The 22,289-nt window shown below is 70.0% G+C and carries 22 protein-coding genes and 2 pseudogenes; 4 read left to right on the top strand and 20 right to left on the bottom strand.

The window, feature by feature from the left end; genetic code table 11:
* Positions 1-46: 46 nt before the first annotated feature.
* The 14 genes and pseudogenes from ABD357_RS29335 to ABD357_RS29270 form a co-directional block, all read right to left on the bottom strand.
* Positions 47-1,030: an NAD(P)H-binding protein gene (locus ABD357_RS29335; RefSeq protein WP_344394033.1), complete on the bottom strand. Its 984-nt coding sequence runs from the start codon at positions 1,028-1,030 to the stop codon at positions 47-49.
* Between the two features lie 50 nt (positions 1,031-1,080).
* Positions 1,081-1,896, bottom strand: coding sequence for an oxidoreductase (locus ABD357_RS29330; RefSeq protein WP_344394130.1), 816 nt, complete (start codon positions 1,894-1,896; stop codon positions 1,081-1,083).
* 159 nt (positions 1,897-2,055) lie between these two features.
* Positions 2,056-2,172: pseudogene (locus tag ABD357_RS29325) on the bottom strand (TetR/AcrR family transcriptional regulator); the annotation flags it as partial.
* A gap of 5 nt (positions 2,173-2,177) precedes the next feature.
* Complete coding sequence (locus ABD357_RS29320) at positions 2,178-2,357, bottom strand: hypothetical protein (protein ID WP_344394032.1); 180 nt, start codon at positions 2,355-2,357, stop codon at positions 2,178-2,180.
* On the bottom strand, positions 2,354-3,274 hold the full coding sequence (locus ABD357_RS29315) for an NAD-dependent epimerase/dehydratase family protein (RefSeq protein WP_344394031.1): 921 nt from the start codon (positions 3,272-3,274) through the stop codon (positions 2,354-2,356). Before ABD357_RS29315 ends, ABD357_RS29320 begins: the two co-directional genes overlap by 4 nt.
* 9 nt (positions 3,275-3,283) lie before the next feature.
* The gene (locus ABD357_RS29310) at positions 3,284-3,838 is read right to left on the bottom strand and encodes a hypothetical protein (RefSeq protein WP_344394030.1); all 555 of its coding nucleotides are present in this window, start codon (positions 3,836-3,838) and stop codon (positions 3,284-3,286) included.
* Positions 3,835-5,526: a class I adenylate-forming enzyme family protein gene (locus tag ABD357_RS29305; protein WP_344394029.1), complete on the bottom strand. Its 1,692-nt coding sequence runs from the start codon at positions 5,524-5,526 to the stop codon at positions 3,835-3,837. Before ABD357_RS29305 ends, ABD357_RS29310 begins: the two co-directional genes overlap by 4 nt.
* Positions 5,513-6,355 carry a hypothetical protein gene (locus ABD357_RS29300; RefSeq protein ID WP_344394028.1) on the bottom strand — a complete coding sequence of 281 codons (843 nt, stop codon included), beginning with the start codon at positions 6,353-6,355 and terminating at the stop codon, positions 5,513-5,515. The genes ABD357_RS29305 and ABD357_RS29300 overlap by 14 nt, the downstream gene beginning before the upstream one ends.
* Complete coding sequence (locus tag ABD357_RS29295; RefSeq protein ID WP_344394027.1) at positions 6,352-7,581, bottom strand: beta-ketoacyl-[acyl-carrier-protein] synthase family protein; 1,230 nt, start codon at positions 7,579-7,581, stop codon at positions 6,352-6,354. Before ABD357_RS29295 ends, ABD357_RS29300 begins: the two co-directional genes overlap by 4 nt.
* Positions 7,571-7,882, bottom strand: a complete 312-nt coding sequence (locus tag ABD357_RS29290; RefSeq protein WP_033328120.1) for a hypothetical protein — start codon at positions 7,880-7,882, stop codon at positions 7,571-7,573. Before ABD357_RS29290 ends, ABD357_RS29295 begins: the two co-directional genes overlap by 11 nt.
* Positions 7,879-8,154, bottom strand: coding sequence for an acyl carrier protein (locus ABD357_RS29285; RefSeq protein WP_231976156.1), 276 nt, complete (start codon positions 8,152-8,154; stop codon positions 7,879-7,881). The genes ABD357_RS29290 and ABD357_RS29285 overlap by 4 nt, the downstream gene beginning before the upstream one ends.
* Before the next feature lie 172 nt (positions 8,155-8,326).
* Entirely contained in the window at positions 8,327-9,748 is a 1,422-nt protein-coding gene (locus ABD357_RS29280; RefSeq protein WP_344394026.1) for a class I adenylate-forming enzyme family protein, read from the bottom strand.
* Positions 9,748-10,980 carry a 3-dehydroquinate synthase II family protein gene (locus ABD357_RS29275; RefSeq protein WP_344394025.1) on the bottom strand — a complete coding sequence of 411 codons (1,233 nt, stop codon included), beginning with the start codon at positions 10,978-10,980 and terminating at the stop codon, positions 9,748-9,750. Before ABD357_RS29275 ends, ABD357_RS29280 begins: the two co-directional genes overlap by 1 nt.
* Entirely contained in the window at positions 10,977-11,843 is an 867-nt protein-coding gene (locus ABD357_RS29270) for a 2-amino-3,7-dideoxy-D-threo-hept-6-ulosonate synthase (protein ID WP_344394024.1), read from the bottom strand. Before ABD357_RS29270 ends, ABD357_RS29275 begins: the two co-directional genes overlap by 4 nt.
* Positions 11,844-12,573: 730 nt before the next feature.
* On the opposite strand from ABD357_RS29270, the gene ABD357_RS29265 reads away from it, so the two are divergent.
* Entirely contained in the window at positions 12,574-13,506 is a 933-nt protein-coding gene (locus tag ABD357_RS29265) for an MFS transporter (RefSeq protein WP_425585050.1), read from the top strand.
* A gap of 371 nt (positions 13,507-13,877) precedes the next feature.
* Here ABD357_RS29265 and ABD357_RS29260 read toward each other — a convergent pair whose 3' ends face one another.
* Positions 13,878-14,273 (bottom strand): hypothetical protein, encoded by a 396-nt coding sequence (locus tag ABD357_RS29260; RefSeq protein ID WP_344394023.1) that lies wholly within the window; start codon positions 14,271-14,273, stop codon positions 13,878-13,880.
* A 150-nt stretch (positions 14,274-14,423) separates the two neighbouring features.
* On the opposite strand from ABD357_RS29260, the gene ABD357_RS29255 reads away from it, so the two are divergent.
* Positions 14,424-15,125, top strand: a complete 702-nt coding sequence (locus ABD357_RS29255; protein ID WP_344394022.1) for a TetR/AcrR family transcriptional regulator C-terminal domain-containing protein — start codon at positions 14,424-14,426, stop codon at positions 15,123-15,125.
* A 268-nt stretch (positions 15,126-15,393) separates the two neighbouring features.
* Positions 15,394-16,383: an NAD(P)-dependent alcohol dehydrogenase gene (locus tag ABD357_RS29250; RefSeq protein ID WP_344394021.1), complete on the top strand. Its 990-nt coding sequence runs from the start codon at positions 15,394-15,396 to the stop codon at positions 16,381-16,383.
* A gap of 319 nt (positions 16,384-16,702) precedes the next feature.
* Here ABD357_RS29250 and ABD357_RS29245 read toward each other — a convergent pair whose 3' ends face one another.
* On the bottom strand, positions 16,703-18,238 hold the full coding sequence (locus ABD357_RS29245; RefSeq protein WP_344394020.1) for an alkaline phosphatase D family protein: 1,536 nt from the start codon (positions 18,236-18,238) through the stop codon (positions 16,703-16,705).
* Between the two features lie 1,157 nt (positions 18,239-19,395).
* Between ABD357_RS29245 and ABD357_RS29240 the strand changes: the two genes are divergently transcribed.
* The gene (locus ABD357_RS29240; RefSeq protein WP_344394135.1) at positions 19,396-19,623 is read left to right on the top strand and encodes a hypothetical protein; all 228 of its coding nucleotides are present in this window, start codon (positions 19,396-19,398) and stop codon (positions 19,621-19,623) included.
* On the opposite strand, the pseudogene ABD357_RS29235 reads toward ABD357_RS29240, so the two are convergent.
* From ABD357_RS29235 to ABD357_RS29220, 4 genes and pseudogenes are all read right to left on the bottom strand, one after another.
* Positions 19,616-19,895 (bottom strand): annotated as a pseudogene (locus ABD357_RS29235) (ISKra4 family transposase); the annotation flags it as partial. The gene ABD357_RS29240 and the pseudogene ABD357_RS29235 sit on opposite strands and share 8 nt — an antisense overlap.
* Before the next feature lie 162 nt (positions 19,896-20,057).
* Positions 20,058-20,504: an SRPBCC family protein gene (locus ABD357_RS29230; RefSeq protein ID WP_344394019.1), complete on the bottom strand. Its 447-nt coding sequence runs from the start codon at positions 20,502-20,504 to the stop codon at positions 20,058-20,060.
* Positions 20,505-20,640: 136 nt separating this feature from the next.
* Positions 20,641-20,787 (bottom strand): hypothetical protein, encoded by a 147-nt coding sequence (locus ABD357_RS29225; RefSeq protein ID WP_344394018.1) that lies wholly within the window; start codon positions 20,785-20,787, stop codon positions 20,641-20,643.
* A gap of 527 nt (positions 20,788-21,314) precedes the next feature.
* Positions 21,315-22,286 (bottom strand): succinylglutamate desuccinylase/aspartoacylase family protein, encoded by a 972-nt coding sequence (locus tag ABD357_RS29220; RefSeq protein ID WP_344394017.1) that lies wholly within the window; start codon positions 22,284-22,286, stop codon positions 21,315-21,317.
* Positions 22,287-22,289: the final 3 nt, after the last annotated feature.

Below are 22,289 nucleotides of genomic sequence, written 5' to 3'. Positions count from 1 at the left end.
TGTGCTTGGCGATCGGATCGGCCTCGCCCGGGGTGGGAACGACCGCTCAGCGGCTCAGGCAGCCGCCGGCTTCCGGATGCGCGGATGGTTCTCCAGCGCCCACCGCACGGTCTTCGGCGGGCGCCCGAGCAGGGTTTCCAGCTGGTCGGTGACGCCGCGGTATCCGCCGCCGCCCATCAGCCGGGGTCAGGGTCTTCAGGTGCTCCGCAATGTGCGGGAAAGCCGCCAGTGCGGTGTCCACGTAGGTCTCGTTCCAGGTTTCGACGTCTTCGGGAACGTAGGTGACCTGGCGTCCCAGCACGGCCGCGTAGTCCTCCGCGAACCCGTGCATGTCCTTCAGTTCCGGACCGGTGAGGTCGTAGGACTTCGAAAGGTGCGGCGCCGGGTCGGCCAGGATCTTCACGCACAGCTCCGCCACGTCGTAACCCGCGATGGGCGCGAGCTGGTGGTGGCCGAAGGGCAGGCGCAGTTCACCGTTGCCCAGCGGCTCCAGCGCCAGCCAGGTCATCAGAGGGTTCTCGACGAACATGGCTGCCCGCACGTTGACGGTCGGGAGGCCGGACCAGTCCAGCACCTGCTCGGCGACCCAGTGGGCCCGTTGCTGCGGCGACCACTGGGTGACGAGTCCGCCGAGCCACGCGCGCCGTTCTTCTTCCGGCGCGGTCATCTTCTCGAACGTCATGAACGACTGCTCGTACTCGGAGATGTTGACGAACACCTCGATGTCACCCTGGGCCCGCGCCGCCGCGGCCATCAGGCTGACGGCGTCGGTGTAGTACGGCGACAGACTCATGCTGAAGTAGATGCGCCGGACGCCCTTCAGCGCGGCGGTCACGTCGGCGATGTTGAGCAGGTCACCGACGAAGACCTCGGCCCCGGCCTGGCGGAGCGAGTGGGCGCGTTCGTCGTCCTGGCGCACGAACGCGCGCACCGGGTGCCCTTGTTCAAGCAGCATGTCGACCATCGTTCGGCTCACACCACCGATCTCGCCGGCGGCACCGGTGATCAGGATGGGGTTGCGCTCTGGCATCAAGGTGTCCTCTGTCTGGTTGGGTGGCCGTCTCCGCGTGAGCCTGAGCGTCAGCCGGCCAGCCGGTTCATCTTGCGGATCTGCTTGTCGAAGACCCGGGCGGGAGCGACGCGGCGCAGTATGCGCGCGCGTCCGGCCAGGGGGCCGGCGGTGTAGCGCAGCTTCGGTTTGGCGTCGGTCGCTGCCGCGACGATCGCCTTGGCGACGATGGCGGGGTCATCGCCGTCCCTGGTTGCGTCGGCCATCACGCGATCGACGGTGAGCCGCTGCTTCGCATAGACGTGGAGGGGCGTGTCGGGCTTCGCGCTGTTGGCCTCGAATCCGGTCCTGGTGTAGGCGGGTTCGACGATGAGCGCCCGTACTCCGTGGTCACGGACCTCGTGGTCCAGGGACTCGGAGTAGCCCTCGATCGCGTGCTTGGAGGCGGCGTAGACGGCCATGTACGGCTGGGGCAGGAAGCCGAGTACGGACGAGATGTTGATGATGCGCCCACGTCGCTGAGCGCGCATGTGCGGCAGAACCTCGTTCACCATGCGCATGACCCCGAAGACGTTGGTGTCGAAGACGCCCTGGGCCTGCTCGACGGAGGTTTCCTCGGCTGCTCCCATCGAGCCGACACCGGCGTTGTTGACCAGGACGTCAATCCGTCCGAACTGCTTGATCACCTGCTGGACCGCGGTGGTGACCGAGGCGTCACTGGCCACGTCGAGGTCGAGGAACGTCACACCGCCGAGCGGGGTGACCCGTGAGGTGTCGCGGCCTGTGCCGACCACGTCGAAACCCGCTGCGACCAGCGCGAGCGCGGTTTCCTTCCCGATGCCGGATGACGCACCCGTCACGAGTGCCACCGGCCGATCTGTCGTCATCATGGACTCCCGCACTCATTGAGAAACTGATCGGTTTCCCCTCACCGTAAACCGATCGGTTTCGGCGCGCAAGCTCAAGCAGGGAGGATGGCGCCACGGGCAGGGTCAGCGGGCAAGAAAGCGATCTTCGTCGCCTCCCTGATGCGGAGCACGGAAGACACCCGCCTGGCTTTCGTGCAGGATCCGCTCGCGGGGTGAGCGGCCATCGTCCGCCGCGGGCAGGAGGGTCGCCGCGAAGGCAGAAACGCACTCCTCCAGGACAGGGTGCAGGCGCTCGCCACTCACTCCGGTTCGGCGGGGGTCGCGCCCAGGCCCTCGTCCGGGTCGGCGAGGGTGGTGACGGCGACGTTGAGGACCGAGGTGTCCAGCCAGATCCGCATCTGGGCGCAGACCACGACCACCAGGACGGGCCACGACCGGGACGGCGCGGCCTTGGGCCCGCTCTGTGCCGGCTCGGTCATTCCCCGCCCAGCCCGTCGCGCCAGCTCGGCCGCAGCGGCTTCCACCCCAGCGCCGCACGGGCCCGGTCGTTCGCCGCCCCACGCGCCGCGGTGAGCTGGTGGGCCATGAACCAGCCGAGCAGCCGGGGCGCCATCGCCGCCGGAACCGTGCGCGGGGGCGGGCCGCCCAGCGCGCGGGCGTAGAGCGGCAGCCACTGCGCAGCAGGGGCCGGGTCGTCGTCCGTCAGGTGGAAGACCCCGGTGGCATCCGACTCCACGGCCGCCACCGCGGCCCCCACGGCGTCCTCCGCATGCAGGAACGACATGATCCCGGAGCCGCCCTCGGGCAGCGGAGGCTTCCCGGCCAGCACCCGCTGCCGGGTCCCGCCGTCACGGGCGTACGCGGTTCCGGCGCCGTACAGCGTGCCGTACCGCAACACCGCGCCCGCGAGGTCCGGGCCGCCGCCCAGGACCAGCCGCTCCAGCTCGGCGACGGCCCGTACGGTGGCGGCCCAGCCCGGGTCGGGGGCGTCCACGTACAGCGGCGCGTCCTCGTCGAAGACCGGATCCCCGGCCGGGGCGGCGGCGAAGGCGATGGACTGCGCGACCAGCCGCCGCGCACCGGCCGCCCGGGCCACCGCGACCAGGTTGGCGGTGCCCTCGGTACGCAGCCGCGCGGTCTGCGCGAAGGCCCTCGCGGGGTCGTCGCGCAGCAGCCGCAGCGCCGACATCTGGTGGACGACCACCTCGGGCCGGGCGGACGACACCGCCGCCAGCAGGGCCTGACGGTCGAGGGCATCGGCGACCACGACCGCGTCCGCCTCCGGGGCCCCGGCCCGGGACTCCTGACGTACCAGCGCGCTCACCTGGTGTCCTCGCGCCCGCAGCGCGCCCACCAGCGGATGTCCGACCAATCCGGTGGCCCCGGCGACCAGCACCCGCTCGGCTCAGCCCTCCCCACCAGAAGCGACAGGAGTGGCGACCCGCATCAGCAGGCGGCACGCCTTGTCCCCGTCCCGCAGACAGCTTTCGGCCCGGTTCTCCGTCAGGGTCACGCCGAGTCCCTCGGACCAGCCCGCGTGGATGTCGGTGCACGGGCACCGGTAGCCCTCCAGCGAACCGGACATCCGCACCATGGTGATGGCGAAGTTCCGCCGCAAGGTGAGCACGATCAGGTCGTCACCCTCCACCTCGGTGGAGGCGTTGCGCAGTTCCGGCGGAAACATGCGGTCCCCGCAGTCGTCGTAGCGGCGGCGCAGCTCCTCCAGGTCCTTGCCGCTGTCACCGGTGCCGGCCAGCGGGCCGCTCCGGCGTGCGACCTGCTGCGCGACCTTGAGGGCGACCTTGCGCATCGCCTCGGCGTTGATCTCGTTCGCAGCCTGCTGCCCGAACCGCGCGGCCACCCCCTGGTACCAGTTGGCGTCGTGCTGCCACCACAGCCGGTACGCCTCCGACGCCCGGGCGCGGTGGTTGACTTCGCCGGCACCCGTTTCCGCACTCATGCCTGCTCCGTAAGTTGTTGGGCGGCGAACCGGTCGCGCATCACTCGTTTGAGAACCTTGCCGGTGGCGCCCTTGGCCACGTCGTCGGGCTTCATCCGCAGAGCCCGGGTCACCGGGGGGAATCCGGCTCCCGCCAAGGCGGCGTTGACCCGCCCGGTCCACGCCTCGTCGCCGTCATCGCCGTCATCACCACCGTCGTCACCGCTGTGCTCCTCCGAGAGCTGGAGCAGTGCGTGCGCCTCGGCTTCTCCGTCGCCGTCCCAGTCGGCCCGTACGTCTTCGGGGGCGACCCCGACGACGGTGCAGTCGGCCAGTTCGGGCAGCTCCCGTAGCAGCAGTTCCTCGGTACGGGTGCTGAACAGGATCCCCTTCCGGGTCCGGATGGCGTCCGGCGCCCGGTCGAGGTGGTAGAAGTTGCCCTGCTCGTCCTGGTGGGCGAGGTCCCCGGTGAGCCAGTAGCCGCCCAGCCGCATCCGGTTCCAGGTCAGCGAGTCGTTCCAGTAACCGGGTGTGAGCGTCGGCGACTTCAGCCCTAGGCGGCCGATCTCCCCGGGCGGCAGCGGGGTACCGTCCTCGGCGAGCACGGCGGCCTCGGCGAAGCTGATCGGCCTGCCGACACAGCGCGAGTAGGCCGACGTGTCCTTGGTGTGCCGGTTGTGGAAGACCGAGTAGCCGGCTTCCGACGAGCCGAGCCCGTCCACGAAGACCGAGCCCTCGACCCGCGTGCGGCGCAGGTCCTTGCCGATCTTCACGTGGCTGCCGTACGGCACCAGGGCCCGGATGTGTGCCTCGTGCGCCGCGTCCCCGGTGTTGAACCACACCTGCACGCTGGACAGGTCACGGTCCGCCAGGTCCTCCGCGGCCATCTCACCGAAGGTTCCGGCGAAGGCCAGCACCGTCGTCGGGCGGAACTCCTCGATGGCGTCCAGCACATCGGTGCCGCGCTGGCTGGAGAGCAGCTTGATGTCCGTGCGCAGCAGCAGGCAGTACAGCAGCGTCGCCACCATGGCGTTGTGCGCGCCCGGCAGCCCCACCAGGGTGCGCTCCATGTCGGTCCCGGTGGAGTAGCGGAGCCGGTGCACCTGGGCGTACATCAGTGTCCGGTGAGTGTGCGGCACGCCCTTGGGCATACCGGTGGTGCCGGAGGAGTGCGAGATGAGCACGGGATCGGTCGGGTCGTGCCGGTACGGGGAGGACGTCGGCAGCAACTCACGGTGCTCCGGCCGGATTTCGCCAGCTGTGACGCAGAAGCCGAGCCCCGGCCCGGACAGCACTTCGTGGTGCTCCCGGTCCGTGAACGCGCCCACTGCGCCCTGTCTGCGTACGTACTCCCGGGCGATCTCCGGGGCCAGGTTGCCGTTCACGAACGACGGGATGGCGCCGAGGGCCGTCAGCGCCAGGAAGTTCACCGCGAACTCGGCACTGGAGTGGCTGTGCACGGCGACCGGGTCGCGGGGCCTCACACCCTGGCCGGCGTACCAGCCCGCGTATGTCTCGACCACCTCGTGCAGCTGCCCGAGCGTCAGCACCTCGGGACGGCCGCCGTCCGGCGCCTGCCAGCTGCCGTCCGTCCGCAGCACGGGCTCGTCGAGCGGGCGGCCGTACGCCCTCAGGCGCTCCAGGACGTTGCCGGCGCCGAGTTCGGTGTCGGAGCAGATCCGTGCCCGCTCCTGCCTACTGATGAGCATGGTTCTCCGTCTCGTTCCCTGCCTCGGTGCCGGCGGTGAGCATGAATGCGGGCGACTGGGGCTCGGTCACCAGGAGGTGGCTGCCGCCGTCCCGCAGCAGTCGCCGGTGGGCGGCGGCCAGGTCGAACAGGCCCTGGATGCTTCCGGGATGCCCGGCCGCCCCTGTGTCGTCGGCGTCGTACGCCTCGGCCGACCGGACCGACACCGGTGCCTCGCCTCCGGGACGGCCCAGCAGCACCGCCGCCGCCAGGCCGGCGGTCGCGGGCAGGTCCGGGACCGGGCGGCCGCTGTCGGCGGCCAGTTCCCGGTATGCGGCGGCCAGACGCTCGCCGCCGCCCAGCTCCGCGCCCAGCACCAGGACCCGGTCCAGCTCCGGGTCCTCCAGCAGCAGATCGGCCATGGCCAGCAGTTCGGCCACCGGGTCGTCGAGGGTGGAGAGGCTGAACATCTGCCCGGTGATCCCGAACTCCTGGCTCGTACAGCCCAGTACGGCATTGGCGGTGGCCTGCATGAACAGCAGCGGGTTGTGGACCCGCCCGGAGACCATGCGCCGGCTGGCCAGGTCCGCCGTGGTGGTGTCCCCCATCAGAGTGGCCAGCGCCACGGCGGTACGTGCGCCGTCGCCGGGCCGTTCGGTGAGGCACTGCCTGCTGACCTCGTACGCCAGCGGGCTGAAGGCCGACTCCACGAAGCCGGGCAGCCTCGGCAGCGGGATGTCTGTGGTGTCGGCGTGGTCCGCGTGGTCATCGGACCGCCCGGTGCCGTGGGTCGCGGTGGCGGTCGCGAGGATGCCGAGGGGCGAGCGGAGTACCGTCTTCTCGGTCGTCATGGCCGCTCCAGCACGAGTGCGGTGTTGGCGCCACCGAAGGCGGCGTTGACGGTGAGGGCCCGGCGCGGGTCGGCCTGGCGCGGCTGGTTCGGTACGTAGTCCAGGTCGCACTCCGGGTCCGGCCGGCCGTATCCGGCGGTCGGCGGCAGTACGCCGTCCATCAGGGCCAGCATCGTGATCACGAACTCCACGACGCCCGCCGCCTCCAGGAGGTGGCCGGTGGTGCTCTTGGTGGAGCTGACCGGTATCGACTCGGCCCGCTCCGGGAAGGCGGCCCGCAGTCCACGGGTCTCGGCCCCGTCGTTGTACTTGGTGCCGGTGCCGTGGGCGTTGACATAGCCGAGGGCCGCCCCGTCCGGGTCCCCGGCGAGCCGCAGCGCCTGGCGTGCCGCGCGGGCCAGGCCGACTCCCTCCGGGTGCGGCTGGGCGATGTGGTGGGCGTCCGTGGCCGCGCCCCAGCCTGCGATGGCCGCCAGCGGCCGGGCGCCGCGGCGCCGGGCGTGCTCGGCGGACTCCAGCACGACGGCCGCCACCCCGTCGCCCAGCAGCAGCCCGCTGCGGTCGGCACTGAACGGGCGCACCATGCCGTCGCGGGACAGTGCCCGGCCGGAGTCGAACTTGCCGAAGGTCTCCTCCTCCACCAGGTATCCGCCCGCGCAGACCGCCGTATCGATCCGGCCGGAGGAGATCAGCCGGCACGCGTGGATGATCGCGGCGGCGGAGGCGACACAGGCATTGGTGAAGGTGAGCCGCGGCCCGGTGAGCCCGAGGCCGCCGGCCAGCAACTCGGCGAGGTGGGCGGGCACGGCGTCGGCGTTCCGGCCCGTTGTGCCGTCCGGGCCGTCCGGGCCGCCTGGGCCGCCTGGGCCGTCCGGGACGGGCTTTGGGGATGGGGAGTCGGCGGCGGTTCGCCAGTAGCGGGTGATGCTGGTGTGGTCCCCTGCGACGCCGAGCAGGACCGCCGCCTCCGTGCCCGGGCGCAGGCCGGCCATGTCGAGGGCTTCCGCGCCGCACTGGGCGAGCGCGTGCCGCAGCGCCCAGTCCTCGACCGCGTCGGGTCCGTCCGGGGCTGCGGCCGCCATCGGCGTACGGTACGGGCCGGTGTCGAACCTCGTGGTGGGCCTGAACGAGGGGACTCCCGCGAAGACCCCGCGACGGAGGGCCTCGGTGCCCGTACCGAACGCGGTACGTACGCCGAATCCGGTCACCGTCACCTCACCGCTCATCGCGGCCGCCCCCCTCCGCCCGGTCCGTCTGGGCGGCGCGCAGAAACCCAGTGAGCCGCCGGAGCGAGGTCAGCCCGGCGATGTCCTCGTCGGTGGGCTCCACGACCAGGCCGTACCGCTCCTCCACCACGTGCAGCAGCCACACCAACCCGAGGGAGTCCAGGACCAGTTCGGCGTCCTCGCCGAGGTCGTCGGGCAGCCCGGGGAAGATCTTGCGGTCCGACAGCAGCTCCCGGACGGTGTCGGTGGTGATGGCGGACAGCGAGGAGTCCGCGTCGCTCGCCGTGGCTCCCGCGCTCATGCCTTCGCACCGCGTCGGACGACCTCGGCGACGAGTCCGCCGAGGGTCAGGGAGGCCAGGGGTTCGATGTCGGTGTCCGGGATCTCCACGCCGAACCGCGACTCCAGCCGCAGGGTGAGCTCGATCAGGCTCAGTGAGTCCACATCCAGCCCGCCGACGGTCACCGGGCTCTCGTCCGTGATGCCGTCGCGGCTGGTCAGGATGTTCATCTCGTCGATGACCGCGGTCAGGACGAACTCGCGGATCTCGTCTTCCAAGGTTGATGTACTCATGATCAGAATCTCCATTGAATCGTTCAGGTGAGTGAGTTGAGCGCCCCTTCATGCGCGCGCCAGGGGATGTGCCCCTTTGGGGGCGCGGGGCTGTGTCAATTTGCGGCTCCGCCGCGTGAGCGCGACCAGCCACGACGTGCCCGCGGACAACAAACAACCGGCGTACCCCGGCTCACCCAGCGGAGCGCTCCCGCTCCCGCAACGTCGCCGCGTCGCGCACAAGCTTTCCGTTGGACGTGCGGGGCAGGGACTCCAGGAGCCGGATCACCCGCGGCAGCTTGTAGTCGGCCAGCCGCTCCCGGCACCAGCGCAGCAGCTCTTCGGCGGAGGGCGGCTCATAGCCGGCGGCCACCGCGACATACGCCTCGGTCATGCCCTCGTGGACCAGGACCGCCTGCTCGACCGCCGGGTGCTCGCGGATCACGTTCTCGACCTCGGTGAGGTCCACCTTGAGCCCGCCGATCACGACGAGGGAGTCGGCGCGGCCGTGCAGCCGGACCGCTCCGGTGCCGTCCACCGTGGCCCGGTCGCGGGTGTGCAGCCAGCCGTCCGCGTACTGCGTACCGCCCGAGTCGAAGAGATACGGCGACTCATCGAGAGCGACGTCCAGTTCGCCCTTGTGCTCCCGCAGCACCACCCCCGGTGCGGCCCGGCCGACCGACGGTCGCAGCGTGCCGCCGACGTCGATGGCGACGATGCCGGTCTCCGTGGTCCCGTACGCCTCGCCGACCGCGACGCCGTACCGTTCGGCGAACCGTGCCGCGCTCTCCGGGGGCATCATCTCGCCGCCCGACACCGCGATCCGCAGGTCGGGCAGTTCGGGGGGATCGACGGCGGCGGCGAGCAGTTCGTAGTGCATCGGTACACCGAAGAGGGCGGTGATCCGGTGGTCCACCGCGGTCCGCAGCAGGTCGCGGGCCGAGACCCGGGGTGCGAAGACCACACAGACACCGGCCGCCAGCGAGTACAGCAGCCCGCCGATCAGGCCGAAGCTGTGCGCCGTCGAACTGAGCAGCAGCAGCCGGTCGCCCTCGCCCGGCATGCCGGGGACCGCGGCGAATGCCTCCACCTCGGCGGCGAGCGAGCGGGCGGTCCTGCCGATCACCTTCGGCCGCCCGGTGGAGCCCGAGCTGAACTGGACCAGCCGGTGCCCGGTGGTGGCGGCCCGGCCGGTGCCACGGCACTCGGTGACGACCTCGTACTCGGGCCGGAAACCGAACGTCGCCCGGACGTTGACACCGGCGCCGACCATGAACTGCGGCCGGCAGGACGCGCAGAGCGCCTCCACCTCGGCCGGTTTGAGCCGGAAGTCGAAGAGCAGCACCTGGGCGCCCAGCCGCCACAGCGCGAGCAGCACCTCGGCCTGGGTGAAGCTGGGCGGTGTCCGCAGGCCCACCGTGCTGCCAGGACCGATGCCGTATCCGGCGAACACCGCGGCCTGCTTGGCGACCCGTTCCCGCAACTCGGCCCGGGTGACGGTCTCCTGCTGATGCGTCAGATACGGCAGGCCGTCGTCCCGCGCGTCGAACAGCCGCTGGATGAAAGGGCCCATCTCGTCGTCCGCGTCATCCACGAGGTCCACTGGCTCACCCATCAGACCTCCTTGCAGAACTCGCCGATCGGCAGGCCCACATGGCGTTTGTCCTGGGCCAGATAGCCGAGCAGCTCGTCACCGGTCTGCAGTTCGGTGACGTTGAGGACCTTCCCTCCCGGGCCGAGCACCCGTACGTGCCAGTCGTCCTGCACCGTCAGGCTGACCAGCTGTCCGTCCTCGGCGTGGGTGCGGATCTCGAGGAGCGGCCGGGATTCGAGTTTGGCCCGGCCGACCACGACCCGCCGGGTGCGGCCGTCGGCGCCGACTGCCAGCAGGGCCATCCCGGAGCCGACCTCGCTCAGGTAGCTGGTGCGGTTGTCGGGCCCCAGCGTGTACGAGTGCAGGGCACCGGCGTTGACCCGGAACGGCCTGGTCGGCATGTACGGCAGCGGGTGGGTCTCGCTGCAGCAGAGCACGAACCCGGAGGAGTACGAGCCGACGAGGATGCCCTCGTCCTCATCGAAGTGCGAGCAGGTGTCCACGCAGACGCGGTCGCCGAGCCCGACGTGCCGGATGCTCTCCACGGTCAGCGTGGACAGCTCCAACTGGGGTGTGGTGGCCTCCAGCAGCCGTGCCAGCGCGAACACCTCGTCGGCGCTGCGGGGCGCGTAGAGGATGCCGTCCGAGCCGCGCTCAAGGACATCGAAGACAATCGCAGCCTCCTCCAGGTCGTCGACGACGGTCACCAGCTTGCCGTCGGCGGAGTCTGCTGCGGCGAGCACGATCTCCAGAGGGATCTTGGTCGGGTCGGCGAAGTGGATGACGGTGTACGGCAGCGCCACGGCGCCCGCGCACGACAGCTGCAGGGTGCGGTCGTCCCGTACGTCGATGAGGCCGACGACAACCGTGCCACCGGCGGCACGGTTGTCGGCGGCGAGCGCGTCCAGCTCGTCCTGGGTGCTGAACTGCCGCAACAGGACGTCGATTCCGGCTCCGGCCGGGGAGGTGGCGGCGGCTGAGGAAGTGGCGTCGACCGAGGACTTCGCCTCCTTGGCGCCCTTGGCGTCCTTCGTGCCCCCGGTGCCCTGCACCTCCTTGTCGCCCGGCTTCTTCGCGGCGGCCGCGGCCGGACTCGCGGGGACCAGCACCCGGGTGATGGTCGGGGGCAGCGTCCCGAGCAGCTCGGCATCGGCGGCCAGCACCCCGGCCATCCTGGTGTGGATGGCCGCGTCCACCACCGCCTGGAGCTGCGGCCGTGGGACTTCACGGAGATCGATCCACGCGAACCTCATGCGACACCTGCCACGATCGTCGAGTAGTGAGTCATGCCCATGCCATCGGTCGTTCCGTCGGGACGCGTCGCCTGCCTGGTGTCCCCCGGCGTGGCGCCGTCGGCACCACGGCCGTGCACGACCGCGGCGAGCCCGGACACCAGAGAAGCGGGCGAGGGGGCCGAAAAGATCCGGCGACCGACGGCCAGCCCCTGACAGCCGGAGGCCATCACCGCGGTGCCGTACTCGATGAGGTCGGAGCCGTCCGGCGGCCCTCCGGCCGCCAGGACGGGGATGGGGCTGTGGGCCACCACCTCGGCCATCCGGTCGAGCGGCAGGGCGACGGAGGTCTTCACCATGTCGGCACCCAGGTCCGCGGCGACATTGACCAGGTGCGCGAGGAGGGCGGGATCGCGCGGGTTCTCGATCCGGGGGCCCCGAGGGTAGATCATCGCGATCAGCGGCATGCCCCAGTCATCGCAGGAGCTGGCCACCGCCCCCAGATCCGCGAGTTGCCGGCCCTCGGTGTCCGAGCCGATGTTCACATGGACGCTGACCGCGTCCGCGCCGAGCCGCAGCGCCTCCTCGACGTCGCCGACCAGCACCTTGGCATCGACATCGGCGGAGCAGGCGGTGCTGGCGCTCAGGTGCACCACCAGCGCGCAGCTTCTGATGACCTCCGGTGCGAGGGCACGGGCACGTCCCTTGTGGACGATGATCCCGTCGGCCCCGCCGGCGACCAGCGCCCGCAGCAGATCGTCCCACTGGCCGGCGGGGACGAGCGGGCCGTCCGACACGCTGTGGTCGAGCGGGACGAACAGGTACCGGTCATCACCCGCCAACGACAGTCTTCGCATACGCAATGGCTTGCCAGTTTTCAGCATGGATAATGCGCCTTCCCAGCCCAAAGGCTGCATGGCAAAGGTCCGGCAGCGGCTTCGATTGAACACTTCGGAAAGTCGAACAGCATCATCCCGTTTGAGGTCCCGGTGTCCGAAAAACGAGGGTCGTAGAACTTTCAAGTTCGACCCCGTGTAAGCATTCATGGGTGATCTCGGGTTGGCAAGGTGTGATCCCCGGCGAATTTCTATGCCATCGGCCGCATGAATATTGACAGCGAATTGACAGGAATGACGGGGTTGACGGCGCCGAGGTGTGGTGATCGTGGGGGTTTTGTGCGGTAAATCGTCAGAAGGTGGGTGCAGTGTGCCGCATGCGCACTGAGGCGGCCTGCCCCTGCTCACAGCCGCATCGAGGCCTTATTTGTTGGTGCCACGTGTCAATGGGTGCTTATTCCTTCGTGGATCCCGGCGGCCTTGTTCGGTAAATCGGACGAGGGGGCAACCTTGTTGAAATTGAATTCCCGGGATTAGGGTGACAGGCGCACTCCGGTTCGTGCTATATGCGAGGCCGTCCCCCACCTGGACCCGGACTGTTCCCCCGCTCCAGGCGTACCGGAAGTGATCCCCCCATGCCCGATTCAACGTCCAAGACCTTTCCGAGACCGCCGGCCCCGGACCGGCCGCGGCACCATCGGCGGCACCGAAGGGCGAGGCGTCGCGGGTCGCCGTCGCGAGCCTGGTCGGCACCACGATCGAGTACTACGACTTCGCCGTGTACGGCACTGCCGCCGCGCTCGTCCTCGGACCCGCCTTCTTCCCCTCCGGCAATGCCACCGCTTCCTCCCTGGCCGCGTTCCTCACGTTCGCCGCCGCCTTCCTGTCCCGCCCCCTCGGCGTCGTACTGTTCGGGACGATCGGTGACCGGCTGGGCCGCCGGCAGACCCTGGTCACGTCCCTCTTGCTGATGGGCGTGGCAACGGTCGGCGTCGGCCTTCTCCCCACGTACGAGACCGCCGGACTCCTCGCTCCCGTACTGCTGGTGACGCTGCGTCTGCTGCAAGGCCTGAGCATGGGCGGCGAATGGGGCGGGGCAGTGCTGCTTGCCGCAGAGCACGCGCCGCTCGGACGCCGTGCGATGTACGCGGCCATCCCGAATGTCGGCCCATCGCTCGGCTTCCTGCTGTCCAGTGCCGTCATCCTGCCCACCCTCCACATCGCCTGCCGGGACGGCTTCACGAACGGCGCCTGGCGGATCCCGTTCCTGCTCAGCACCGTGCTGGTCGTGATCGGGCTGTGGGTGCGCGCGACGGTCTCCGAGTCACCTGTGTTCAATGCTCCGGCTCGCCGTACGGCACAGGCACCGGCGTCCCGCTTTCTGCTCGGTGCGCTCCTCAGACAGCACCCCGGCCGGCTGCTGCTCGGGCTCGTCGGGCCGCATCGCGGAGAGGACGGACCCGCGGGTCTGACCCTCAACATGGCCGGTGAGGCGTGCCCGGCCGAGGTCGTCGCCGTCTTCACCGACCGGGCCGTCATCGCCGTACTCGCCGCCGAACTCGGCCTGGACCCCGTCGGCCGTGGCCGCCGAGCTGCTGGTGCCCGCCGAGTCGGCGGCGACCAGGTGGCCGACCGATTCGGCGGCGAAAAGCCCCTGGCGTGGCACCGGTCCGCCCGACTGGGCGCACCGCCTCGAGTGCCGAGCCGGTAGAACCCGGCGAAGGTCTTGAGGCAGATCGTGGAACCTGACGCCACTTGTCACTCAGGGACGAGAACGCCTCGGATGGAGTTGTGCGGGTATCGGTGAGATCGAGATCTGGCAACACTCGGAGGCTTGCTGTCGCAGCATGGATGTGCTCCATACCGCTGAGGGTGCGTCGACGGCTCCGAAGTCCAGGGGCGAGCGGGACGCGGCGATCTCCGTCGGGGCTGCGGTGCCAGGGGCCGTGATGCGCAGGAATGGGGGTCGGCTGCGCCACGGTGCAGAAGGCGAGCGGGCGGCTGTAACCGTCGTCGGCGTCCGGTGCCCTGGGTGCGCCCATCATGTCCTGGTGCCGCGCCGGCCGCGGATGGGGCTCCGGTTTACTGCGCTTTCCTGAACAGGAGCACGAAGACGAGGTTGACCAGGACGATCCCCAGCCACATGGCAAACACGCTGTCCGAGTCCGCGCCCGCGCCAGCTGTCAGCCAGATCGAGCCGAGGACCCCGAAGAGCAGGGAGAAGACCGGCACTGCCAGATGCGAGTTGTCGGGCTGCTGCCCCTGTGGCTTCCGGGGAGCCTTGCCGATGCCTTGCTGTGCCAGGCGGGTGTCCACCCGCTGGTCGATCGATTCCGTGGCTCCGGCGATGAAGGACTCCAATACGGCGCGCTCGTACTCCGGGCCCAGTTCCTTGCGGGCCTCGTAGGCGGCGGTGGCTTCGTCGTGGAGGTCGGGAGCTACCCTGGCTCGCGCGCCATCGTTTCCGGTTTCCGGCATCAGGCAATCCGATCGTTCCGGTGGTCTCGGGCACCGACAAAGAAGGGGTGTACGGCGTACACCTCCCGTGGAAGTAGAGTAGGTGGACGCTGTACACCCGTCAAGGGGAAGGGCGGCCGACTCCGGGCCTTGCCCGTACGACGAGAGGGGATGGTGGAGATAGCCACGCAGGCCGACGCCGCCGCGCAGCCCCGCGCACCCTTGAGCAGGGCGCGGATTTTGGGCACCGCCGTCGCTCTGGCCGACGAAGGCGGGGTCGACGCGCTCAGCATGCGCAAGATCGCGCAGGCGCTCGGCGTTGTGCCCATGGCGCTGTACAAGCACGTGGCCAACAAGAACGAGCTGCTGGACGGCATGATCGATGTCCTCGTCGGCGAGATCGACCCGCCGGCCACCGACACCGAATGGAAGACCGCCATCCGTCGGCGGGTACTGTCGGCCCGCCGTATGCTGCTGCGCCACCCGTGGGCGTCCGGGGTCATCGAGTCACGGATGAAGGCGCGGACCACCCCGACCCCGGTGGTGATGGAGTACCTGGACTCGATGATCGGGATCTTCCGGGCCGGAGGGTTCTCGATCGACCTGGTCCATCACGCGATGCACGTCATGGGCAGCCGCCTGCTGGGCTTCTCCCAGGAGCTGTTCGAGGACACCCCCGACCGCGCGCCGGATCCGGACGCCATGCCGCCCGAGGAGATGGCCGCGCGCTACCCCCACATCACCGAACTGGCCATGGCGGTCGCCCACGACCCGGAGTCCGTCGTCGGCTCAGGCTGCGACGACCAGTTCGAGTTCGAGTTCGCCCTCGACCTGACGCTGGACGGCCTCGAGCGGCTCCGGGGCACGGTCTGACGCGCTGGTGAAGGACCTGGCAGCACCTGCCCGAGGCCTTCAGTCGGCGCCGTCGCCCAGAACCCCGCTCCTGCTCCCGTTAGTCCCGCGCGCGGCTCACGCGCCCCACACTCGGCCCTCTTCACTCCTTGACAGGTGTACGGCGTACACCTACGGTGCCCGTACGAGGTGTACGACGTACACCTTTGTCTCGCGGCTGATGTGTCGGTGCCGTACCGGACGAGGACAGCGAGCAGGTAATCGATCTCGAGGCGATGAGGGAGACTCGATGAAGGCGATCGTTCAGGAGCGGTTCGGCCCGCCGGACATCCTGCACCTGGCGGACACCGAGCGGCCCGAGGTCCGGGCCGGCCAGGTGCTGGTGCGGGTGCGCGCCGCCGCACTCAACCCCTACGACTGGCACATGATGCGCGGCGATCCGTACGTGGCGCGGCTGATGGGAGCCGTGGGACTGACCCGGCCGAAGTCCCGGGTGGCGGGGATCGACGCGGCCGGACAGGTGGAGGCGGTCGGCGTCGACGTGCACGGGCTTGAGCCCGGCGACGAGGTCCTGGGCTTCTGCCCGGGCTCCTTCGCCGAGTACGCGCGCACCACGGCAGATCTGCTGGTGCAAAAGCCCGCGACCCTGACCTTCGAACAGGCCGCAGCCGTGCCGATGGGGGCGGTGACCGCCCTGCGTGGCATCCGGACCGTGGGCCATGCGCAGGCCGGGCAGCGGGTGCTGGTCAACGGGGCCGCCGGTGGCGTGGGCACGTTCGCCGTGCAGATCGCCGCGGCCCTGGGCGCGGAGGTCACCGGGGTGTGCAGCGCCCGCAACGCCGAGTTGGTCCGCTCACTGGGCGCCGCCCACGTCGTCGACTACACCCGGGAGGACTTCACCGACGGGCGCGTGCGCTACGACGTGATCCTGGACAACGTGGGCAACCGCCCGCTGAGCCGGCTGCGCCAGGCGCTCACTCCGACAGGGACCCTGGTGGCCAACGGCGGCGGCTCGCCCGGCCACGTGTTCGGGGCGGTGGGCTCCATGCTGCACCTGATCGCGGTCAACGCATTCGTACGGCAGCAGCTCCGTCTGATCCTCCCGGCGGCCCCGGCCGGGCCGACCCACGAGGACCTGCTCGCCGTCACCGCGCTCATCGAGGCAGGCAAGCTCACCCCGGTGGTCGACCGGACCTACTCCCTGACCGACACGGCCGAGGGCGTGCGCCATGTGGAGCAGGGCCACGCCCGCGGCAAGGCCGTGGTCACCGTGCCGTGAGCGCGCTTGTCGCACATCACCGCTCGGGCAGGAACTGAGGCTTCCGGGCCGTCTCTTCGCGCAGAAGGCGATGGATCCGGATCGAGGCAAGGCGTTACTGAAACTCAGGCCCTGTCTCAACTTATATGGCGCGGTCACTCTTCGTGACGGCCGAGATTGGGTGAGGGGCCCTGGCAGAGCATCCTGATACCGCTCCTGGGCATGTGTGCCGGGCCGAGGGCTTGGCCCTCGGCGTTACAGAGCAATCAGGCGGCGGGCTCTGCCGCCCTGCCCGGGAAGGGCGGGACGGCGGGGCGCCCGTCGAGGTGTGGCTCAGCGCTCAGGCCTGGTGTGCGCCGGGGGTTCCGTCCTCGACGGCGAAGGAGGCGAAGGTGTACGCCGGCGCGTCGGAGCGGCTGACGGTGGTCACCATCCGCAGATCCGTCCGCCACTGCCCCCGGTCCAGGGTGCAGCGGACGTACCCGCGGCGGTCCCCGTCGAAGAAGCGGATGTGCGGGTTGTACTGGATCATCGGGCCGTAGTACGGGCCGTAGACCTCGCCATCACCGTTGCTGGAGATGGACGTGCCGACGAACTCCGTTGCGACGACCGGGGAGTCGGGCCTGTCGAAGTCCCGCTTGATGTCGTTGACGAAGGTCGAGTGCCAGTCGCCGGTGATGATGACGGGGTTGCTGACCTCGGCCTGGGCGAGGTGGTCGGTCAGGCGGTTGCGTGCCGCGGGGAAGCCGTCCCAGGCGTCGTGCCAGAGGATGTCGCCGGACGGCCCGTCGTGGTCGAGGCGGCCCATCATGACGTTGTTGGCCAGGACGTTCCACCTGGCACCCGAGGCCGCGAGCCCGTCGAGCAGCCAGCTCTCCTGCCGTCGGCCGAGCATCGTCACGGATGGGTCGTAGCCGGCGGCGCACGCAGGCGCCTCCCCCCAGCCGCACGGGGGCACGCTGCGGTACTGCCGGCCGTCGAGCACGTTGAACTCGGCGAGGTCGCCGTAGCCGAGCCGCCGGTACAGGCGCATCTCATCGGTCTGCGGGATGGAGGCACGGCGCAGCGGCTGATGCTCGTAGAAGGCCTGATAGGCGGCGGCACGCAACTCCTTGATGCTGCCCGCGTACTGGGACTCCTCGCCGGCGTAGTCGTTCACCACCTCGTGGTCGTCCCAGGTGACGATCCAGGGGAACCGCGCGTGCGCGAGCTGGAGATCCGGGTCGGTCTTGTACAGGGCGTACTGCAGCCGCCAGCGGTCCAGCGTCCGGCATTGCTCGCTCAGTGTGGCCGGTACGGGCGTGCGCCGGTAGCCGCCGTCCGCCGGGATGCCGCCCTCGTAGACGTAGTCGCCCAGGTGCACGACGAGGTCTATGTCCTCCCCGGCGAGGTGCCGGTAGGCCGGGTAGTAGCCGTTGGACCAGTTCTGGCAGGACGCGAAGGCGAACGACATGCTCGACACCCGCGTGCCCGGCGCGGGCGTGGTGCGGGTCCGGCCGACCGGCGAGAGGTCGGCGCCGTAGCGGAACTGGTACCAGTACTCGCGGTCGGGACGCAGCCCGGTCGGTTCGACGTGCACGGAGTGGGCGAGTTCGGGCAGCGCCGCGACCGTGCCCTGCCGTACGACCTTGGTCATCGCCTCGTCGGTGGCCACCTTCCACTCGACGGCGACCGGCTGCGGCCGCATGCCGCCGCCGTGGGCAGCCAGCGGGTCCGGCGCGAGGCGCGTCCACAGGACGAACCCGTCGGGCGAGGGATCACCGGAAGCGACACCCAGCGAGAACGGATAGCCGCCCGAGGGCGGGCGTGGAGCGGCGAGCGCTCCGTGCGCGAGGGGCACTTGCGCGAGCGCGGCGAGGCCGGCAATGCCGCCCATCGCACCGAGGAAACGTCTGCGATTCCAGCCATCGGCTCTTTGCGGCAGTTCTCTCAAGACCATCACTCCCGGGACACGTTGGATGCCGTGCATCCTGGGGACCGCAGATGTCCCGTGGCTGTAATGGGGCTGAACGGCCACATGACAGGCGATGCCTTTCCAGCCGCAGCACGTGGGGCGAACGACAGGCCGAAGACCGGCCGACGGGCCGGGCCCACTCACACGACTGCGTCCGGATCGCCGCCGGAAGCCGGTAAGCGACGCCGCATCGTCTGTCTGTGTGCCCCGCCGTCGCAGCAGTCCATGCATGCACCTTTGCGGCCAATGGCCGTTCTTCTGCGTCCAACGTGCCGCCAGACCGACTCCGCATGGGCAGTGGCCAAGTCGGTGTCGTCCCACAGGACTTTGCCGTCGGTGGGCACGGTCAGGCCGGTGAGCATCCGGATCAGGGAGGCGTGCAGACAGTGCCGGAACGACGCCCGGCCCGTCGGCTTCGGGGCCGCGGGCGAAGTTTGCGGCCGCACTCGCGCGAGCGCGTCCCCTACCCTCAGCCGGGTCTGCGCGGCCATCCGGCTCATCGGCTCGCCTCCTTCTCCGCCCGGTATTCCAGCGCATCGCGCGTCAGGTCCATGAACGACTGCTCCAAGGGCATCTGACGCTCCGTCAGCTCGTGCGGCTCCACGTCGCCGGCCGCGGCCCGTGCGTACGTTCCCGGCCGTGGTCGGCATCCGCCGCAGCTCGGCGACCTGTGGGCTGCGCACCAATCCAGCAACCGGAAACCCCACCCAGATTCAACTACCGGATGACAACGCCCTGACCTGCGCAAACACTGAGCCACATCTCGTGAACCCAGACCTTGAACGCTCCACGGCAACGCACGGATCCGAGCAGCGAATCGCCCCCTGACCTGCACAAACGCAGACCAGGGGGCGATTCGAGACGAAACTGGACGTTGAAGCGGAACATCGGCAGCGGTGCAATGAACTGCAAAGGCCGCCGTTTTCGGAACACGATCCAGCACGGATCCAGGAGTGGGGCCGCCGCGTCCGGCCGGGGTGGCCACGCGCGGGCCAAACGGCCTGCGGTACAGCTCGACACCGAGGGTTCCGTCGTCCGGCGGACATCTCAAGGCCGGTACGTGGCCCCGGCCTCGGCGCTTGAAGGTCTTCTTCCAGGTCCCGACCGAGCTGTGCCATCACCAGCTGCGCGCCCGAACGGTAGAGCGCGAGCAGGACCCGGCCCATCGTCTCGTCCTGCGCCGCAGCGATCTGCTCGGCCACCGGCCTGCTCATGCCGTGCTCGACGAGCGCCCCGGTGCGCGTCTCGACGGCTGCGTCGAACCGGTCGGCGAGGTCGACTTCTTGAAGGCCGAGATCCCGCGGTGAGGTCGTAGTTCTGCTGGTCGGGGGTGAGATAGAGGCATTGGTGCTCGCGGGCGAAATGGAAGGCCCAAGAGGCGTCGAAGTCGCCGTTCGCGATCAGAACGCGGAGTTGGAGGACGCCTTGGCTCCGGCCAGGCCCCAGCGGGCGCCGGTGGCGTCAAGACGGTCGCCGATCAGGTGGCGGCTGGCGGCCTCGACGGCGCCGGTGGCGATGGGCCAGCCGGTGCTACGGCGGTGTGGTGGTGGAACTGCTCGAGGTGACCGGCGAGATCGCGGGCCATGAAACTGGCGACCTCACGCAATCGGAAGTCTGGGGCCGGCCAGGTCCGGCCTGCCTCCGCGGGAGACGACTGGGGGGCGTCCGCGGCGGGCTCCGCCGCGGCCCACAAAGGCGGCGGCGCCTGTGCCGGCACCGAAGCCAGAGAGCGACGCCGGGTTCACGCACTCCCCTCGAGCAGTCTCTTCAGCGTCTGCTCGTTCCTCGGCATCTCCTTGCGCACATGCGGACGGACGACGAGCGGAACGAGCACCTTGCCGATCCCATGCGTCTCGAAGTCGAGGGACATCGTCAGGCGCGACCGTTCGCCGTCGCCGAGCGGCTCGATCGTTCCTTTCACGTGCCCTCGGATGGGACCGTCAATGCCGTCGACCCGCCAGCTTCTCGGCGGATCAAGCTCGGTCACCTCCGAGGTCATAGGGATGTCCCGGCGACCGATCCGCCGGGTCACGACGACTCTCGAACCCACGGCCAGAGGAGCGTCTCCCACGGGGCGTACCGACACGGCACTCTCCTGCCACTCGGGGAGGTGCGAGGGATCGGTCACATAGGAGAAGACTTCTTCGGGGCGGCAGGAGATGTCGACGCTTTCTTTGATCGCAGACATTTCGATCCCCTTTTGTCCAGTTATGTACATAATCCCACGGTGCCGGTGACGCACCAACTCCACCAACCGGACGGGGGCCCACACGGCAATCAGTGGCGCGGGCGCGGGTCGTTTCCGGCGGCCGGCAACGGTGGCGTCATGCGCCGGGGGCGCGGTACTCCACCTTCTGACGGACCGCCTCGTCGATCTCACCGGACGACAGCAGGACGACCGTGCCCGTACGCACGCCGCCGACCGCTGACACCGCCAGGCCCATGGCCGCGGCGGAGGCATTGCCCGGCAAGTCCACAGTGACGTACGAAGGCCCGGTACATCGACTCGAGTCGCCCCCCTAAACGCTCCTGTACCACCCTCTTTCAGGTAAGGGTCTGGGTGTCGCCTCCCAGAACGCGGATGCGGGACCGGAAACCCCGCCCAGATTCAACTACCGGACCGCCAGCACCCGACCTGCGCAAACACCTTGCTGCATCTCGCGAACCCAGACCTTGAACGTTCCGCCGCAACGTACGGCTCCGGGCATCGAATCGCCCCCTGACCTGCGAAAACGCAGACCAGGGGGCGATTCGAGGTGAAGCTGAACGTTGAAGCGGAACTCCACTAGTCGGTGTAGGGGCACGGATCGCACCCTCAGCGCCTCAGACTCGAGTATTTACGCTGGTGAAGCCGCCTCTTATCACAGGTTGAACCGGAACTACAGATCTGGCGGCATCGTCCCGGATGTCCTGGAGATTCCCCGGCCCGAGGCCCCATAGCCCGGCAGCCCCGAGCACGCGACGGCGCGGGCGGTTCAGTGGGCGGGTAGGAAGCCCGTCAGTCGTGGGGGCTGGCGATGGCGGCGAGGTGCGTGCCGGGGCGGACGGAGAGCCCGTTCATGCAGTAGATGATCGTTCCGGTGGAGACGGCGGCGACCTTGTGCTCGGCGCCGTCGACCGGGTCGATGATGCGGCCGATGCTCTGCCCCTCGGTCACCTCGTCACCGGTGGCCGCGTCCGGGTACCAGAGGCCTGCGACCGCAGACTCGACCTCGCCGGTCCAGATCCAGTCGCGCGGCTGCACGGTCACCGGTGCGAGGTGCTGCGGCGCCTCGATGACGCCGAGGTGGTGCAGCAGCCGGTACAGCGCGTCGAGCAGCCTGCGCACGGTGGCGGGGTCACGGTCGCCGAGTTGCCCGGTCTCGACGAGGATCGCGGGGACACCCTGCCGGTTCGCCGCGGCGTGGCTGTTGCCGCCGTCCGGGCTGGTGCCGAAGATGACTCGCTCGTATCCGACCGCGTGGGCCATCGCCTTGATCTTCCCACCCAGCTCGTCGTCGGAGGTCAGCCGGTAGCCGACGAAGTCGAGCAGATGCTGGTCGATGCCGCCGCTGTGCAGGTCCACGTAGGAGTCGGCGCCGTCGATCAGGTGCTCGAACAGCCAGGCTGCCATCCGGTCGGTGGGGCCGCCGTCCTTGTCGCCGGGGAACACGCGGTTGATGTTCACGCCGTCCAGCGGGGAGATGTTGAGCCTGCCCCCGTAGACGGCCGGGGGGTTGGCCACGGGGCAGATCACCACCTGGCCGGCGACCTCGTCCGGTTCCAGCAGCCCGGCCAGGCGGGTGGCGGCGGCGACGCCGATGAACTCGCCGCCGTGGACGCCACCGGTGATCACCACCCGGGGGCCGGGTCGGGATCCGTTGACGAGGATCAGGGGCACCTCCACTGTCGTGGCGCCGAGGTCGGCGGGCAGGCTCCCGCGGGTTTTCTGGCCGGGCTCGGCCCGCAGCGGGCCGATGGTCAGCGTCATGGC

The sequence above is a fragment of the Streptomyces vastus genome, assembly GCF_039532825.1.
GTDB classification, from domain to species: Bacteria; Actinomycetota; Actinomycetes; order Streptomycetales; family Streptomycetaceae; genus Streptomyces; species Streptomyces vastus.
The sequence above is the reverse complement of the archived record's forward strand: the minus strand, read 5'-3'. Positions and strand labels throughout refer to the sequence as shown.